The sequence below is a fragment of the Pseudomonas sp. GW460-LB5 genome (genome assembly GCF_059423245.1).
Window position 1 is genome coordinate 1 of record NZ_JBWKXT010000013.1, and the last position, 14,728, is coordinate 14,728.

A 14,728-nucleotide genomic window follows, 5' to 3' on the forward strand; every position below is an offset into this window, starting at 1 on the left:
CGCGGGTCAAGCCCGCTCCCACAGCTACCGCGGGGTCTTCAGGATCTGCGCAACCCCTGTGGGAGCGGGCTTGTCCCGCGAAGAGGCCGTAACAGGCAACCTAACGCTCAGAGGGTTTTGTTGGCCCCTGGCCCGATCATCCGCGCCAACCCGAGGTTCTTCAGGGCCAGCTGCAGCGAGCTGTGGATAACCTGCGGGTTGTCATGGCTCAAGGCGTCGGCCAGCAACTCCTTGGCCTTGCTCATGTTCACCTGGCGCAACATCCACTTCACCTTCGGCAGGTTGGTGGCGTTCATCGAAAGGCTGTCGAAGCCCATCGCCATCAACAGGATGGCCGCCGCCGGGTCACCCGCCATCTCACCGCAGATGCTTACCGGCTTGCCTTCGCCATGAGCGTCGCGCACTACCGTATTCAGCGCTTGCAGCACCGCCGGATGCAGGTAGTCGTACAGGTCGGCAACCCGTGGGTTGTTGCGGTCCACCGCCAGCAGGTACTGGGTCAGGTCGTTGGAGCCCACCGACAGGAAGTCGACTTGGCGTGCCAGCTCCTTGGTCTGGTACACCGCCGCGGGGATTTCCACCATCACGCCCACCGGGGGCATCGGCACGTCGGTGCCTTCGTCACGCACCTCGCCCCAGGCGCGGTGGATCAGGTGCAGCGCTTCTTCCAGCTCGTGGATGCCAGAAATCATTGGCAGCAGGATACGCAGGTTGTTCAGGCCCTCGCTGGCCTTGAGCATGGCGCGGGTCTGCACCAGGAAAATTTCCGGGTGGTCGAGGGTGACGCGGATGCCGCGCCAACCCAGGAACGGGTTTTCTTCCTTGATCGGGAAGTACGACAGCGCTTTGTCACCGCCGATATCGAGGGTACGCATGGTCACCGGCAGCGGGTGGAAGGCGGCCAACTGCTCGCGGTAGATGGCCAGCTGTTCTTTCTCGCTGGGGAAGCGCTGGTTGATCATGAACGGCACTTCGGTGCGGTACAGGCCTACCCCTTCGGCGCCGCGCTGCTGGGCACGGGCCACGTCGGCCAGCAAGCCGGTGTTGACCCACAGCGGCATGCGGTGGCCGTCGGGGGTAACGCATGGCAGTTCGCGCAGGGCATCCAGGCCCTGGGCCAGCTGGCGCTCTTCCTCAACCACTTCGCTGTATTGCTTGCGCAGCACTTCGCTGGGGTTGGTGAACACCTCGCCCTTGTACCCGTCGACAATCAGTTCGATACCGTCGACCTTGGAGTACGGCAGGTCAACCAGGCCCATCACCGTGGGGATGCCCATCGCGCGGGCGAGGATGGCGACGTGGGAGTTGCCCGAACCCAGTACCGAGACCAGGCCGACCAGCTTGCCTTCCGGCACTTCGCCGAGCATGGCCGGTGTCAGCTCCTCACTGACCAGGATGGTGTTGTCGGCATACACCAGCGACTGCGAGCGGGCTTCCTGCAGGTAGGCCAGCAGGCGCCGGCCCAGGTCCTTGACGTCGGAGGCCCGCTCACGCAGGTAGTCATCGTCCATCAGCTCGAAGCGGCTGACGTGCTCGCCGACCACCTGGCGCAGGGCGCCCTGCGCCCACTGGCCGGTCTTGATGACTTCGGTCACCTCGCCGCCCAGGGCTGCATCTTCGAGCATCATCAGGTACACATCGAACAACGCGCGCTCTTCAGGCCGTAGCTGGGTGGCCAGCTTGGCCGACAGCTTGCGCATGTCAGCACGTACGCCTTCAAGGGCATTCTGGAACAGCTTGAGTTCAGCGTCGATGTCATCGACGGCCTTGTCCGGCACCACTTCCAGGTCGGCTGGCGGCAGCATCACCACCGCGCGCCCCACGGCAGCGCCAGGCGAGCCAGGCACGCCGACGAAGCGCGCCTCCTGGATACCCTTGCCTTGGCGGCCAAGGCCACGGATCGACCCAGTGGCTTCAGCGTGGGCGATTACCCCGGCGAGCTGGGCGCTCATGGTGACCAGGAAGGCTTCTTCGCCCTCGTCGAACTGGCGGCGCTCCTTTTGCTGGATGACCAGCACCCCGACCACGCGGCGGTGGTGAATGATCGGCGCACCCAGGAAGGAGGCGAATTTTTCTTCACCGGTTTCGGCAAAGTAGCGGTAACGCGGGTGGTCGGCGGCGTTTTCCAGGTTCAGCGGCTCTTCCCGGGTACCCACCAGGCCAACAAGGCCCTCGTTGGGGGCCATGCTGACCTTGCCGATGGAGCGCTTGTTCAGGCCTTCGCTGGCCATCAGCACGAAGCGGTTGGTTTCGGGGTCAAGCAGGTAGACTGAGCAGACCTGGCTGCCCATGGCCTCCTTGACGCGCAAGACGATGATCCCCAACGCCGACTTGAGATCTTTGGCGGAGTTTACTTCCTGGACGATCTTGCGCAGCGTATTGAGCATGGCTCGGGGTCGAACTCCGTCGTCAGTCGCGCGTCAGCAGACGCGGTGCTAGCTCTTTCAGGGCGCGCCGGTACACCTCGCGCTTGAATGTCACAACCTGGCCCAGCGGATACCAATAGCTCACCCAGCGCCAGCCGTCGAACTCCGGCTTGCCGGTCAGGTCCATCCGCACCCGCTGTTCATTGCTGACCAGCCTTAGCAGGAACCACTTCTGCTTCTGGCCGATGCACAGCGGCTGGCTGTGGGTACGTACCAGTCGCTGGGGTAAACGATAACGCAACCAGCCACGGGTGCAGGCAAGAATTTCCACATCGTCGCGTTCAAGGCCAACTTCTTCGTTCAGCTCGCGGTACAGGGCATCTTCCGGCGTCTCGTCAGGGTTGATACCACCCTGGGGAAATTGCCAGGCATCCTGGTTGATCCGTCGAGCCCATAGCACCTGCCCGGCATCATTCGTGAGAATGATCCCGACATTGGGGCGAAAACCATCCGGGTCGATCACGGCAGCAACCTCGCAAACGCATGTCACCGCATTGTTCCACAAAGCTTGCGAGCGCAGCAACGCGCCTGCCAAGCTTATGTGCAGCAGCGTGAAAACTCCGTATTCTGCGGGCCTCCCCTCTGGCTGATGCGAGTGACCGCGATGCGCCTGGCTTTATTCGACCTGGACAATACCCTCCTCGGTGGCGACAGCGACCATGCCTGGGGTGATTACCTTTGCGAGCGCGGCATTCTCGACCCGGTCGCCTACAAGCAACGCAACGATGGCTTCTACCAGGACTACCTCAACGGCACCCTGGACCTGCAGGCCTACCTGGCCTTTTCCATGGAGATTCTGGCGGCAACGCCTGTGGCCCAGCTCGACGAATGGCACCGCGACTTCATGCGCGACTGCATCGAGCCGATCATCCTGCCCAAAGCCCTGGCCTTGCTGCAGCAGCACCGCGAGGCGGGCGACCAGCTGGTGATCATCACCGCTACCAATCGTTTTGTAACCGCACCGATTGCCCGGCGCCTTGGGGTGCGAGTATTGCTGGCGACCGAATGCGAGATGCGCGACGGCCGCTATACCGGGCGCAGTACCGATATACCGTGTTTCCGTGAAGGCAAAGTGACGCGGCTGGAGCGCTGGATGCTGGAGAACGGCTTTGACCTTGAGGACAGCTACTTCTATAGCGACTCGATGAACGATTTGCCGTTGTTGCAGCGGGTGACGCATGCGGTGGCGGTGGACCCCGACCCGAACCTGCGGGCCGAGGCCGAGAAGCGCGGGTGGCCGGTGGTTTCGTTGCGCGATTGAGGTTTTCCTGTGCTGGCCTCTTCGCGGCTAAAGCCGCTCCCACAGGGACCGTATCAGGCCTGAGGGCTGCGCCGTACCTGTGGGAGCGGGTTCACCCGCGAAGAGGCCGGCACAGGCAACCCAAGGCTGTCAGACTGGCTTGGCGCCCATCAGCCCGGCAATGGACAGGAAGCAGACCCCGCTGAACACCGCCAGCGCCAGGGTAAACCGCAACCCCACCACTTCAGCCTTGCGTAGCCGGTTCAGCCGCACCAGCAGCCACCACACGGCCAGCGCGCCGAAGGTATAGATGACGCTGGACGCCAGCACCCAGGCCTGCCCCAGCGGCCAACCCACCAGGTGCACCAGCCACCAGCCGGTAAACGGCATGCTCACCAGGCACAGGCCCATCACCAGCCACACAAATACCAGCGGCCGGCGCAGCAGTTTGGCATAGGCCTCGGCATCGCCCTGTCGACGGGCGCGCACCGTCCACACCGCAAGGCCCAGGGCGCCCAGAAACAGCAGTGCGGTGGCGATGATGTGCAAGGTCTTGAGGGTGGTCAGGTGTTCCATGTCTTCACATCCTTGAGCGATAAGCCAAGCTTAGCCGCTCAACCCAGGAACAGCTTGTAAGCCGGGTTCTCGGTCTCGTCCCAGTATGGGTAACCAATCTTGGCCAGCGCTGCCGGCACCAGGTGGCGCTCGTCCTCCGGCACCTGCAGCCCCGCCACCACGCGCCCGTCAGCCGCGCCATGGTTGCGGTAATGGAACATCGAGATATTCCAGCGCCCGCCCAGCTTGTTGAGGAAGTTGAACAACGCCCCCGGCCGCTCGGGGAATTCGAAGCGCAACACCATTTCATCGCTGGCACCGGCCGAATGGCCGCCAACCATGTGGCGAATGTGCAGCTTGGCCAGTTCGTTGTCAGTCAGGTCGGTAACCGGGAAGCCCTGATCGGTCAGATGCTGCACCAGCGCCGCCCGTGGGTCGTTTTCCGGGTGGGTCTGCACGCCAACGAAGATGTGCGCCTCGTCGGAGGTGTGCTTGCGGTAGTTGAATTCGGTGATCTGGCGCTTGCCGATCGCCTCGCAGAAGGCCTTGAAGCTGCCCGGGCGCTCCGGGATGGTCACGGCGATGATCGCTTCGCGCTTTTCACCCAGCTCGGCACGCTCGGCCACATGGCGCAGGCGGTCGAAGTTGACGTTGGCGCCGGAGTCGATAGCCACCAGCGTCTGCCCGGTCACGCCATAAAGCTCGACATACTTCTTGATACCCGCCACGCCCAAGGCGCCGGCAGGCTCGGTGATCGAGCGGGTATCGTCGTAGATATCCTTGATAGCCGCGCAGATCTCGTCGGTGCTGACCGTCACCACTTCATCCACATGGTGGCGGCAGATATCGAATGTATGCTGGCCGATCTGCGCCACCGCCACGCCGTCGGCAAATAACCCAACCTGAGGCAGCACCACACGCTCACCGGCAGCCATCGCCGCCTGGAGGCAATTGGAATCGTCCGGCTCGACACCGATCACCTTGATTTCCGGGCGCAGGTACTTCACATAGGCAGCAATGCCAGCAATGAGGCCGCCACCGCCCACGGGTACAAAGATGGCGTCCAGCTGCCCAGGGTGCTGGCGCAGGATTTCCATGGCCACAGTGCCTTGCCCGGCGATGGTGTGCGGGTCGTCGTAAGGGTGAACATAGACAAAGCCCTTCTCCTCGACCAGTTTCAGCGAATAGGCCAGCGCCTCGGGGAACGAGTCGCCATGCAGCACGACCTTGCCACCGCGCGAGCGCACACCTTCGATCTTGATCTCCGGGGTGGTTTTAGGCATTACGATAGTGGCCTTGATGCCCATCTCGCGCGCAGCCAGGGCCAGGCCCTGGGCATGATTGCCGGCCGAGGCAGTGACCACGCCACGGGCCAGCTCTTCGGCCGTCAGCTGCGCCAGCTTGTTATAGGCCCCGCGGATCTTGAACGAGAACACCGGCTGCAGGTCTTCACGCTTGAGCAAGATCTGGTTGCCCAGGCGCTTGCTCAGCTGCCCGGCGCTCTGCAACGGGGTTTCGACGGCAACGTCATAGACGCGCGAGGTGAGGATCTTCTTGACGTACTGTTCGAGCATCGGGAAAGCATCACTGGGCCGCGGGACAAGGGCTGCGAGTCTACCCCAGCGCTACGTCGGGCGACCACAGCAAAGCCGCCCAAGCCGTTATACTAGGCAACTTTGAAAACCGCCCTGCCCCTTTCGGAGCCCGCATGACCCAGGACCAACTCAAACAGGCCGTCGCCCAGGCCGCTGTCGACTTCATTCTGCCCAAGCTGGATGAAAAGAGCGTCGTCGGCGTCGGTACCGGTTCGACTGCCAACTTCTTCATCGACGCCCTGGCTCAGCACAAGACCGCCTTCGACGGCGCAGTCGCCAGCTCCGAAGCCACTGCCCAGCGTCTGAAGGGCCATGGCATCCCGGTCTACGAGCTGAACAGTGTCAGCGAGCTGGAATTCTACGTGGACGGCGCCGACGAGAGCGACGCGCACCTGAACCTGATCAAGGGTGGCGGCGCGGCCCTGACCCGCGAGAAGATCGTCGCCGCTGTGGCCAAGACCTTCATCTGCATCGCCGATGGCAGCAAGCTGGTGCCGGTACTGGGCGCATTCCCGCTGCCGGTCGAAGTGATCCCGATGGCGCGCAGCCATGTGGCCCGTCAATTGGTCAAGCTGGGCGGCGACCCGGTGTACCGCGAAGGCGTGGTCACCGACAACGGCAACGTGATCCTCGATGTGCACAACCTGCAGATCACCAACCCGGTGGAGCTGGAAGCGCAAATCAATGCCATCGTTGGCGTGGTGACCAATGGCCTGTTCGCGGCGCGGCCGGCAGACTTGCTGCTGCTGGGTACCCCTGAAGGCGTCAAGAGCCTGAAGGCCGAGTAATCTTCGGCGAGGGCTCTGCCCTCGATTCGCAGCCAAGCCTGCACCTACAGGGGTACACGATTTCCTGTAGGAGCAGCCTTGTGCTGCGAATGGGCTGCAAAGCAGCCCCACCTGCTCACTCCGCCGGCTGCTTGAACACATAGAACAGGTTAGGCTCACTGACCAGATAGATGGTCCCCGCCTCGTCCATTGCAATCCCCTCCGCCTGCGGCACCGTCGCCTGCAACCCCTGAAAGCCCTTGCGCAACGACAAGGTACTCAAGGGCACGCCTTCCAGATCCAGCTCCAGCACCAGCCGTGACTCATCCGAAAGCGCCAGCAAATGCCCACTGCGCTCATCGAACTGCAAGCTCGACAAGTCCCGCACAAACAGCCGTGAATCACGCTTGCGGTCTTGCACCACATGCACGGCGTAAGGCTTTTCCGGGTTGTCATGGGGAAAGCCATGAACCTCATAGATCAGCATCGGGTCGCGTTCCTTTGCCACGAACAGCCGCTTGCCCGCCGAATCGTAAGCCAGCCCCTCAAACCCTTTGTTGCCATTCAGGCCGATGCCCAGGCTGAGCTGTTCGGCATCACCGGCGTCGAGGAACATCGTGTCGTCTTCCAGCCGTACACGAATCAACCGTTGTTGACGCTCGTCGGTGATGACATAGCTGTTGGGCCCGACATACTCCACCGCCTCTGGGTCGCCGAACCCCGTCAGCGGTATGCGACGCAGGATACGGCCGTCCAGCGACAGCTCGATCAGCTCCGAGCGGGCGTTGGTGACGGTGAACAGGGTTTTTCGGTCCGGGTCGTAGGTCAGCGCCGAAATATCATCATCCAGCCCCTCGACCGGCTGCGCCTCCACCACCACACGGTAGCGGTCAAGGCCGATGCTCTGCTCGGCGGGCTGCCACCACGACTTGAGGTTGAACCAGCCCCGCTCGAACAGGCGAAATTCCTGCCCGGCCCAGCCGAGCAGGAGCAGACCGATAACGACCAGGACAAGAAACAGGCGAACAAGATGACGCATGGGGCAGACTCGACATGGGGGTGGCGAATCTAACCATGTACAACTGAAACAAAGCTTAATGCCAGCATCAGAAACATCGGATGTTGGGGTCAGTTCTTTCTGAAGCGATAGAACAAAGCCGGCTCGCTGACCATATACAGGTTTCCCTTGTCATCCATGGCCACCCCTTCAGCCCTTGGAATGGTGTCTTCAAGGCCGTTGAAGCCTCCCAGCAAGGTCATGAAGCTGACCTGCTGGCCTTGCTCGTCCAGCTCCAGCAGCATGTTGGAATCGGCCGAGAGCACCAGCAGGTGACCAGTGCGCGGGTCGACCGCCAGTGCAGACAGGTTACGCAGGTCGAGTTCCTCGCTGGGTAACGGCTGCTTCTCGCCCTTGAGCGGGCTGCGGCCATCGGTGTTCCAGGTGTACAGCTTGGGCGGGCGCTCCTCGCCGATGATCAGGCGCTGACGCAGCGGGTCCCAGGCGACCGCCTCGAAGCCCTTGTTGCTCTTCACCGACGGGCCCAGGTCGTGGCTCTGAAAGTCGTCGTGGTTCAGCGCGGTGGTCTGCGCGTCCACCTTGACCACGGTCAGGTCATGCAGGCGCTCGTCGGTGATGGCCAGATTGCCGTCTTCCAGCACCGCAACGCCTTCCGGGTTGTTCCAGCCGTTGAGGGGGATCTTGCGCAGTACATCGCCCTCCAGGCTCAGCTCGGCCAGGATCGGGTTCTTGCCCATGACCGCGAACAGGGTGCGGGTATGCGGGTTGAAGGCCACGTCCGAGGCTTCGTCATCGTCCATGCCTGGTAACGGTTTGGCATCGATGTCGACCTGATAGTCTGGCAACCACACGCTTTCGCTGCGCTCGCCGGTGCTTTCGAAGCGCTCTTTCACCCACAGCGCGCCGCGGTCATCCCAGTGCATCGCCACTGCGACGCCATAGCCGATCACCGCCGCCACGGCAAGGCCGAAAGGCCAGCGCCGGTAGAAGCGACGCTTGGGAGTTACCGGGGCGCTGGAGGGTGATGGCATGCGGGCTTCCTGGGGAATGGGCGTAGGTCAGCGCATTATCCGGATAGGGTGTGAAAAAAGGGTAAACAGGGCCGGCCTCTTCGCGGGTAAACCCGCTCCCACAGGTTCAGCACAGTATTCAAGGCCTGTGCAATACCTGTGGGGGCGGTTTACCCGCGAAGAGGGCGACGCGGCTTCGAGTTAAAGCACCCGGCTTTCGAAGCGGCTCACGCCCGGCAGCTCCAGCACCAGCTCGTCACCAACATTGAACGGTCCCACACCCGCCGGTGTACCGGTGAGGATCACATCCCCGGCCTGCAGCGAGAAATGCGCCGCCATGTACTGGATCATCGGCACGATCGGGTTCAGCATCATCGCGCTGTTGCCATCCTGTCGCACTTCGCCGTTGACGGTCAGGCGGACCGGGATGTCGGTGACGTCTTCGAAGCTGGCAGCAGAGACGAACGGCGGCAGTACGCAGGCGCCGTCAAAACACTTGGCCAGCTCCCACGGCAGGCCCTTCTCTTTCAGCTTGGCCTGCACGTCGCGCAGGGTCAGGTCCAGCGCCGGGGCATAACCGGAAATGGCGTCCAGCACCTCTTCCTCGCTCGGGTGGGTCGACAGCGGCTTGCCCAGCAACACGGCAATTTCGGCCTCATAGTGCACCGAACCCCGGTCGGCCGGGATCTTGAAGCCGCCCTCGGTCGGCACCACGCAACTGCCCGGCTTGATGAACAGCAGCGGCTCGGTGGGGATCGGGTTGTCCAGTTCCTTGGCATGCTCGGCATAGTTACGGCCGATGCACACCACCTTGCCCAGCGGGAAGTGAATGCGCGTGCCGTCTACGTACTGGTGCTGGTAACTCATGGCCGACTCCTCTGGGTACTGCTTTTTATTCAGGTGCGAAGATCTTACCCGGATTCATGATGCCGTTAGGGTCGAAGACGGCCTTTATTGCCTTCATGCAGGCGATTTCTTCCGGCGAGCGGCTGTAGCCCAGGTAGTCGCGCTTGGTCATGCCCACGCCGTGCTCGGCGGAGATCGAGCCGTTGTAGCGCTTGACGATATCGAACACCCATTTGTTGACCTTGGTGCATGAGGCAAAGAAGTCGTCCTTGCTCATGTGTTCGGGCTTGAGGATGTTCAGGTGCAGGTTGCCATCGCCGATGTGGCCGTACCACACGACTTCGTAATCCGGGTAGTGCTCCGCGACGATGGCGTCGATATCACGCAGGAACGCGGGCACTTTCGACACGGTGACGGAAATGTCGTTCTTGTAGGGTGTCCAGTGCGAGATGGTTTCCGACAGGTACTCGCGCAGCTTCCACAAGTTTTTAAGCTGGGTGTCGCTCTGGCTCATCACCCCGTCCAGCACCCAGCCCTGCTCGACGCAATGCTCGAAGGTGGCCAACGCTTCGTTGGCGACTTCTTCAGTGCTGGCTTCGAACTCCAGAAGTGCATAGAACGGGCAGTCGGTCGCGAACGGGGCGGGTACATCGCCGCGCGCGAGGATCTTGGCCAGGCCCTTGTCGGAGAAGAACTCGAAGGCTGTGAGGTCCAGCTTCCCCTGGAAGGCGTGCAGCACCGGCATGATCGAGTCGAAGTCCGGTGTGCCAAGCACCATGGCAGTGAGGTTGCGCGGGGTACGGTCCAGGCGCAGGGTGGCCTCGACCACGAAGCCCAGCGTGCCTTCGGCGCCAATGAACAGCTGACGCAGGTCATAGCCGGTGGCGTTCTTGATCAGGTCTTTGTTCAGCTCCAGCAACTCGCCCTTGCCGGTAACCACTTTCAGCCCGGCCACCCAGTTGCGGGTCATGCCGTAGCGAATCACCTTGATGCCGCCAGCGTTGGTGCCGATGTTGCCGCCAATCTGGCTGGAGCCGCTGGAAGCGAAGTCCACCGGGTAATACAGGCCCTGCTCTTCGGCGTAGGTTTGCAGCTGCCGGGTGATTACCCCCGGCTGGCAGACCACGGTGCGGTCGAAGGCATTGAAGCCGAGAATCTGGTTCATGTAGTCGAAGGAAACGACAACCTCGCCATTGGCCGCCACGGCCCCGGCAGAAAGCCCGGTGCGCCCGCCCGATGGCACCAGGGCCACCTTGCGCGCATTGGCCCAGCGCACAATGGCCTGCACCTGTTCTACTGTCTTGGGGAAGACGATGGCGCTGGGCGCCGGGGGGTAATGCTTGGTCCAATCCTTGCCATACGCTTCGAGGGAAGCCGCGTCGGTCAGGACCTTGCCAGGGTCGACAAGGGTCATCAGTTCATCAATTACAGCGGGGTGGGTCATCGCTGGAACTCTCGACTTATTCATAGTCACCCTGAGCACTCTTCACCTGTCGGGATAAGCTCAGATTGTGTCGCGTATGCTAGCATAGCCCTCCCGCTGTTCATGCTAAGGCTGCCCTCGCGCCTGGCATCACCCCTCGCCATTTTTTCTCCGGGATACAGGTTTACGCAGATGAGCAAGACTTCTCTCGACAAGAGCAAGATCCGGTTCCTTCTTCTTGAAGGTGTGCACCAGAACGCGGTCGATACCCTCAAGGCCGCCGGCTACACCAACATCGAATACCTCACTGGTTCGTTGCCGGAAGCCGAGCTGAAGGAAAAGATCGCCGATGCCCACTTTATCGGCATCCGTTCGCGCACCCAGCTCACCGAAGAGATCTTCGACTGCGCCAAGAAACTGGTCGCTGTTGGCTGCTTCTGCATCGGCACCAACCAGGTCGACCTGGAAGCTGCCCGCGAGCGCGGTATCGCCGTGTTCAACGCACCGTACTCCAACACCCGTTCGGTGGCCGAGCTGGTACTGGCCGAGGCCATCCTGCTGCTGCGCGGCATCCCTGAGAAGAACGCTTCCTGCCACCGTGGCGGCTGGATCAAGAGCGCGGCCAACTCGTTCGAAATCCGCGGCAAAAAACTGGGCATCGTCGGCTACGGCTCGATCGGGACCCAGCTGTCGGTACTGGCCGAGAACCTGGGCATGCAGGTGTACTTCTACGACCCACTGACCAAGCTGCCACTGGGCAACGCCGTGCAGGTCACCAGCCTGAACGAGCTGCTGGGCCTGGCCGACATCGTCTCGCTGCACGTGCCTGAGCTGCCATCCACCCAGTGGATGATCGGCGAGAAGGAAATCCGCGCGATGAAGAAGGGCGCGATCCTGATCAACGCCGCCCGTGGCACCGTGGTCGAGCTGGACCACCTGGCCGCCGCCATCAAGGACAAGCACCTGATCGGCGCCGCCATCGACGTGTTCCCGGTCGAGCCACGCTCCAACGACGAAGAGTTCGAAAGCCCGCTGCGCGGCCTGGACAACGTGATCCTGACCCCGCACATCGGCGGCTCCACTGCCGAAGCCCAGGCCAACATCGGCCTCGAAGTGGCCGAGAAGCTGGTCAAGTACAGCGACAACGGTACCTCGGTGTCCTCGGTCAACTTCCCGGAAGTGGCCCTGCCTGCCCACCCTGGCAAGCACCGCCTGCTCCACATCCACGAAAACATCCCGGGCGTGCTCAGCGAGATCAACAAGGTCTTCGCCGAGAACGGCATCAACATCTCCGGTCAGTTCCTGCAGACCAACGAGAAAGTCGGTTACGTGGTGATCGATGTCGACGCCGAGTACTCGGACCTGGCGCAAGAGAAACTGCAACAGGTCAAGGGCACCATCCGTTCCCGCGTCCTGTTCTAAGTTTGCTTGCAGCATGAAAAAAGGGAGGCCATTGTGGCCTCCCTTTTTTTTATTTCACTTCAACAGTGATCTTCTTCGATTCGACGCTTGGCTTGAACGGCACGTGGTACTGGTCACCCAGGATCAGTTGCAGGGTGTGCTTACCCGGCGTCAGGGTGATGCTGGTTTCGGTCTGCGCCTTGCCGAAGTGCAGCACCTGCGGGCCCGCCGGCAGTGCGGTGCCGGCCTCTGGCATCAGGCTGGTCGGCAGCGGCATATCGGCGACGGGTTCTTTATCCACGTCCACCAGCAGGTGGTGGTGGCCGCTGTGAGGGGTCTGGTCACCCGCTGGCTTGAGCGCCATACCCTCGATGCCGAACTTGACGGTGAAGGTCTTGTCGACCGTGGCACCATCGGCGGGGGAAACGATGAAGACCTTGGCATCCTTGGGCGGCTCCTGGCTCTTCAGGGCGTCAGCAGCACCGGCGAAAACCGACACTCCCATCAGCAGACCGGCAACGGCAGCGCGCGAAAATAGGCTGTTCATTCACTTCTCCTGTGATTCACTTATTGACCGCCGCCATTCATCTGCCGACGACGGTAGTTCACCTTAGTTGAAATAATCGGCAAGGTGTTCACATTGCCTGACAGAAATATTTCAGTCAGGGTTAAACAATGCCGAGGCTTCAAGGTCATAGGCTGCGCTCGATCACGGCGAGGAAGAAAGCCGTGGCGAAGGTTTTTCATCAGTTAAAAGAAAAGGGGCAATCATGCGTTCGACCATAGGGGTACTGCTGGCAGTACTGATCAGTCCATTGGCCCAGGCGGAGCTGATCGACGAAATCGCCGACCGGGGCGAACTGCGTATTGCCGTACAGGCCGACAACTCGCCGTACGCCTTCAAACAAGATGACCACCTGACCGGTTTCGACATCGAATTTGGCCAGGACCTGGCCAGGGAACTGGACTTGCGCGCCGAGTTTGTCGAAACCCCGGCCGAAGAAGTAATGAGCGGTGTCGAGAGTGGCAAATATGACATCGCACTTACCCCATCGAGTAATGCGCCCAAAGGCGACGGCCCGCTGGATGTGAGCCTGCCATTTGGCGACAAGAAACTGGTGATCCCGTTTCAGAAGGACAACCCGGCGTTCGAAAGTGCCGTGAACAATGCGCTGCAGCGCTTGAAAGACAGTGGCCGCACGGCCGAGCTTGAGCAGAAGTGGTTCAAGGGTGTGCAGGAGACTGCAGCCGGGCAATAAGATTTGTATTGCCTGTACCGGCCTTGTGCTGCGAAGAGGTCGGTACAGGTTTACCCCAAAGCCCGCTGCGCCTGTTCCAGCTCCAGCTCGCTGAACACCTGCACCCCAGCCCGCCGCAACAGCGCCGTGGTCACCCCTTCCCCCGCCACTTTCACACCACTGAACGTGCCGTCATAGGTCAACCGGTTACCACACGAAGGGCTACCCGCCTTCAGCACCGCCACGCCAATGCCATGCCGGCGCACCAGTGCCAGCGCCAGTTGCGCCCCGGCCACAAACTCGGCAGTTACATCTTCGCCCGTCACCGTCAGCACCTGCGTGCTGCCGTCGAGTACTGCACCGCCCTGTCCGCCCGGGATCTCCGCTGGCGGGCGCGGGGTGGGCAAGCCACCGGCTACCTCCGGGCACAACGGTACAACGCGCCCTTCGGCCTGCCACTGCTGCAACAGGTCCGGATGCCCGCTGGCCCGGCCGTCATAGCGTACCGGCTGGCCGAGCAGACAGGCGCTGACCAGCACTTTGGGCAGGTCAGAACAGGTCATTGCCACGGCGCCTGAACCAACCGGTCAACGACAACCGCTCACGCCCGGCCGGCAGCACTTCGTGAGGCACTTCACCCGACAGGAACACCACCAGGCAGCCCGCCACAGGCTCCACGTCATGCTCTACGTCGCCGGCCAGGAACATGCGCAACTGGCCACCGTCCTGCGGCTGCCAGCCTTCATTCAGGTACAACACAGCCGACACCATGCGCCGGTCATCGTCGCGAAAGCGGTCCAGGTGCCGGCGATAGAAGGCGCCCGGAGGGTACAGGGCAAAATGGCACTCAAAGTCTTCCAGGCCCAGGAACAGGCCCTGATTGATTGCCAGACGCAACTGGTCCATGGCCGTCAGGTACTGGTCGCAGGATTCTGCCTGCCCGGGGTCGATCCACTGGATCTGGTCACCGCGAATGGCTTCGCGCACCTCCTGGGTAGCACCGCGCCCCACCCCCGCCGGGTTGAGCTCGCCCTCGGCATCACGGCGACGGCACTCGGCTGCCAGCGCGCGCACCAGTTCGGCAGGCAGAAAGAGTGCCTGCTGGGACCAGCCATGGGTGGCCAGATCGTCGACGACGGCCGCAAGCATCGGGTGTTCAGGGGATATGTGCATGGCGCGCATCATATCCATTCGCCCTGTCGGCGCACA

15 protein-coding genes are annotated in these 14,728 nt (G+C 62.1%); 4 read left to right on the forward strand and 11 right to left on the reverse strand.

All coding sequences use genetic code 11. From position 1 onward, the window contains the following. Nucleotides 1-107: 107 nt before the first annotated feature. Together ptsP and AC07XM_RS10370 are read right to left on the reverse strand one after the other, a co-directional pair. Nucleotides 108-2,387 carry a phosphoenolpyruvate--protein phosphotransferase gene (gene ptsP, locus AC07XM_RS10365; protein WP_016489684.1) on the reverse strand — a complete coding sequence of 760 codons (2,280 nt, stop codon included), beginning with the start codon at nt 2,385-2,387 and terminating at the stop codon, nt 108-110. Nucleotides 2,388-2,409: 22 nt separating this feature from the next. Then, entirely contained in the window at nt 2,410-2,889 is a 480-nt protein-coding gene (locus AC07XM_RS10370; protein ID WP_003249017.1) for an RNA pyrophosphohydrolase, read from the reverse strand. A gap of 141 nt (nt 2,890-3,030) precedes the next feature. On the opposite strand from AC07XM_RS10370, the gene AC07XM_RS10375 reads away from it, so the two are divergent. After that, nucleotides 3,031-3,687, forward strand: coding sequence for a histidinol-phosphatase (locus AC07XM_RS10375; RefSeq protein ID WP_016489686.1), 657 nt, complete (start codon nt 3,031-3,033; stop codon nt 3,685-3,687). A gap of 129 nt (nt 3,688-3,816) precedes the next feature. Here AC07XM_RS10375 and AC07XM_RS10380 read toward each other — a convergent pair whose 3' ends face one another. After that, on the reverse strand, nt 3,817-4,242 hold the full coding sequence (locus AC07XM_RS10380) for a DUF2269 domain-containing protein (RefSeq protein WP_016489687.1): 426 nt from the start codon (nt 4,240-4,242) through the stop codon (nt 3,817-3,819). Nucleotides 4,243-4,280: 38 nt separating this feature from the next. Further along, nucleotides 4,281-5,795, reverse strand: a complete 1,515-nt coding sequence (gene ilvA / locus AC07XM_RS10385; RefSeq protein WP_023047246.1) for a threonine ammonia-lyase, biosynthetic — start codon at nt 5,793-5,795, stop codon at nt 4,281-4,283. 134 nt (nt 5,796-5,929) lie between these two features. Between ilvA and rpiA the strand changes: the two genes are divergently transcribed. Continuing rightward, nucleotides 5,930-6,604, forward strand: coding sequence for a ribose-5-phosphate isomerase RpiA (gene rpiA / locus AC07XM_RS10390; protein ID WP_016489689.1), 675 nt, complete (start codon nt 5,930-5,932; stop codon nt 6,602-6,604). 115 nt (nt 6,605-6,719) lie between these two features. Here rpiA and AC07XM_RS10395 read toward each other — a convergent pair whose 3' ends face one another. The 4 genes from AC07XM_RS10395 to AC07XM_RS10410 all read right to left on the reverse strand — a co-directional run bounded on the left by AC07XM_RS10395 (nt 6,720) and on the right by AC07XM_RS10410 (nt 10,901). After that, nucleotides 6,720-7,622, reverse strand: a complete 903-nt coding sequence (locus AC07XM_RS10395) for an SdiA-regulated domain-containing protein (RefSeq protein ID WP_102689958.1) — start codon at nt 7,620-7,622, stop codon at nt 6,720-6,722. Between the two features lie 89 nt (nt 7,623-7,711). Continuing rightward, entirely contained in the window at nt 7,712-8,632 is a 921-nt protein-coding gene (locus AC07XM_RS10400; protein ID WP_102689959.1) for an SdiA-regulated domain-containing protein, read from the reverse strand. A 180-nt stretch (nt 8,633-8,812) separates the two neighbouring features. Continuing rightward, a complete protein-coding gene (locus AC07XM_RS10405; RefSeq protein WP_023047248.1) occupies nt 8,813-9,478 on the reverse strand; it encodes a fumarylacetoacetate hydrolase family protein in 666 nt (221 codons plus the stop codon). Between the two features lie 25 nt (nt 9,479-9,503). Further along, a complete protein-coding gene (locus AC07XM_RS10410) occupies nt 9,504-10,901 on the reverse strand; it encodes an FAD-binding oxidoreductase (protein WP_060516811.1) in 1,398 nt (465 codons plus the stop codon). Nucleotides 10,902-11,072: 171 nt separating this feature from the next. On the opposite strand from AC07XM_RS10410, the gene serA reads away from it, so the two are divergent. Next, nucleotides 11,073-12,302 carry a phosphoglycerate dehydrogenase gene (gene serA, locus AC07XM_RS10415; protein WP_016489694.1) on the forward strand — a complete coding sequence of 410 codons (1,230 nt, stop codon included), beginning with the start codon at nt 11,073-11,075 and terminating at the stop codon, nt 12,300-12,302. Nucleotides 12,303-12,351: 49 nt separating this feature from the next. Here the strand turns inward: serA and AC07XM_RS10420 are convergent, their stop codons facing one another. Continuing rightward, complete coding sequence (locus AC07XM_RS10420; RefSeq protein WP_016489695.1) at nt 12,352-12,828, reverse strand: DUF4399 domain-containing protein; 477 nt, start codon at nt 12,826-12,828, stop codon at nt 12,352-12,354. 223 nt (nt 12,829-13,051) lie between these two features. Here AC07XM_RS10420 and AC07XM_RS10425 point away from each other — a divergent pair, with 223 nt between their 5' ends. Next, entirely contained in the window at nt 13,052-13,540 is a 489-nt protein-coding gene (locus AC07XM_RS10425; RefSeq protein WP_095116189.1) for a transporter substrate-binding domain-containing protein, read from the forward strand. 50 nt (nt 13,541-13,590) lie between these two features. Here AC07XM_RS10425 and AC07XM_RS10430 read toward each other — a convergent pair whose 3' ends face one another. Together AC07XM_RS10430 and AC07XM_RS10435 are read right to left on the reverse strand one after the other, a co-directional pair. Beyond that, nucleotides 13,591-14,082: a 2-thiouracil desulfurase family protein gene (locus AC07XM_RS10430; protein WP_023047250.1), complete on the reverse strand. Its 492-nt coding sequence runs from the start codon at nt 14,080-14,082 to the stop codon at nt 13,591-13,593. After that, a complete protein-coding gene (locus AC07XM_RS10435; protein ID WP_024718090.1) occupies nt 14,069-14,701 on the reverse strand; it encodes a 2OG-Fe(II) oxygenase in 633 nt (210 codons plus the stop codon). The genes AC07XM_RS10430 and AC07XM_RS10435 overlap by 14 nt, the downstream gene beginning before the upstream one ends. Between the last annotated feature and the right edge of the window lie 27 nt (nt 14,702-14,728).

Bases quoted from the DNA above. Each gene is read 5' to 3' on its own strand.
- ptsP (WP_016489684.1), bottom strand. From the start codon at position 2,387: ATGCTCAATACGCTGCGCAAGATCGTCCAGGAAGTAAACTCCGCCAAA.
- AC07XM_RS10375 (WP_016489686.1), top strand. From the start codon at position 3,031: ATGCGCCTGGCTTTATTCGACCTGGACAATACCCTCCTCGGTGGCGAC.
- AC07XM_RS10380 (WP_016489687.1), bottom strand. From the start codon at position 4,242: ATGGAACACCTGACCACCCTCAAGACCTTGCACATCATCGCCACCGCA.
- ilvA (WP_023047246.1), bottom strand. From the start codon at position 5,795: ATGCTCGAACAGTACGTCAAGAAGATCCTCACCTCGCGCGTCTATGAC.
- rpiA (WP_016489689.1), top strand. From the start codon at position 5,930: ATGACCCAGGACCAACTCAAACAGGCCGTCGCCCAGGCCGCTGTCGAC.
- AC07XM_RS10395 (WP_102689958.1), bottom strand. From the start codon at position 7,622: ATGCGTCATCTTGTTCGCCTGTTTCTTGTCCTGGTCGTTATCGGTCTG.
- AC07XM_RS10400 (WP_102689959.1), bottom strand. From the start codon at position 8,632: ATGCCATCACCCTCCAGCGCCCCGGTAACTCCCAAGCGTCGCTTCTAC.
- AC07XM_RS10405 (WP_023047248.1), bottom strand. From the start codon at position 9,478: ATGAGTTACCAGCACCAGTACGTAGACGGCACGCGCATTCACTTCCCG.
- AC07XM_RS10410 (WP_060516811.1), bottom strand. From the start codon at position 10,901: ATGACCCACCCCGCTGTAATTGATGAACTGATGACCCTTGTCGACCCT.
- serA (WP_016489694.1), top strand. From the start codon at position 11,073: ATGAGCAAGACTTCTCTCGACAAGAGCAAGATCCGGTTCCTTCTTCTT.
- AC07XM_RS10420 (WP_016489695.1), bottom strand. From the start codon at position 12,828: ATGAACAGCCTATTTTCGCGCGCTGCCGTTGCCGGTCTGCTGATGGGA.
- AC07XM_RS10425 (WP_095116189.1), top strand. From the start codon at position 13,052: ATGCGTTCGACCATAGGGGTACTGCTGGCAGTACTGATCAGTCCATTG.
- AC07XM_RS10430 (WP_023047250.1), bottom strand. From the start codon at position 14,082: ATGACCTGTTCTGACCTGCCCAAAGTGCTGGTCAGCGCCTGTCTGCTC.
- AC07XM_RS10435 (WP_024718090.1), bottom strand. From the start codon at position 14,701: ATGCGCGCCATGCACATATCCCCTGAACACCCGATGCTTGCGGCCGTC.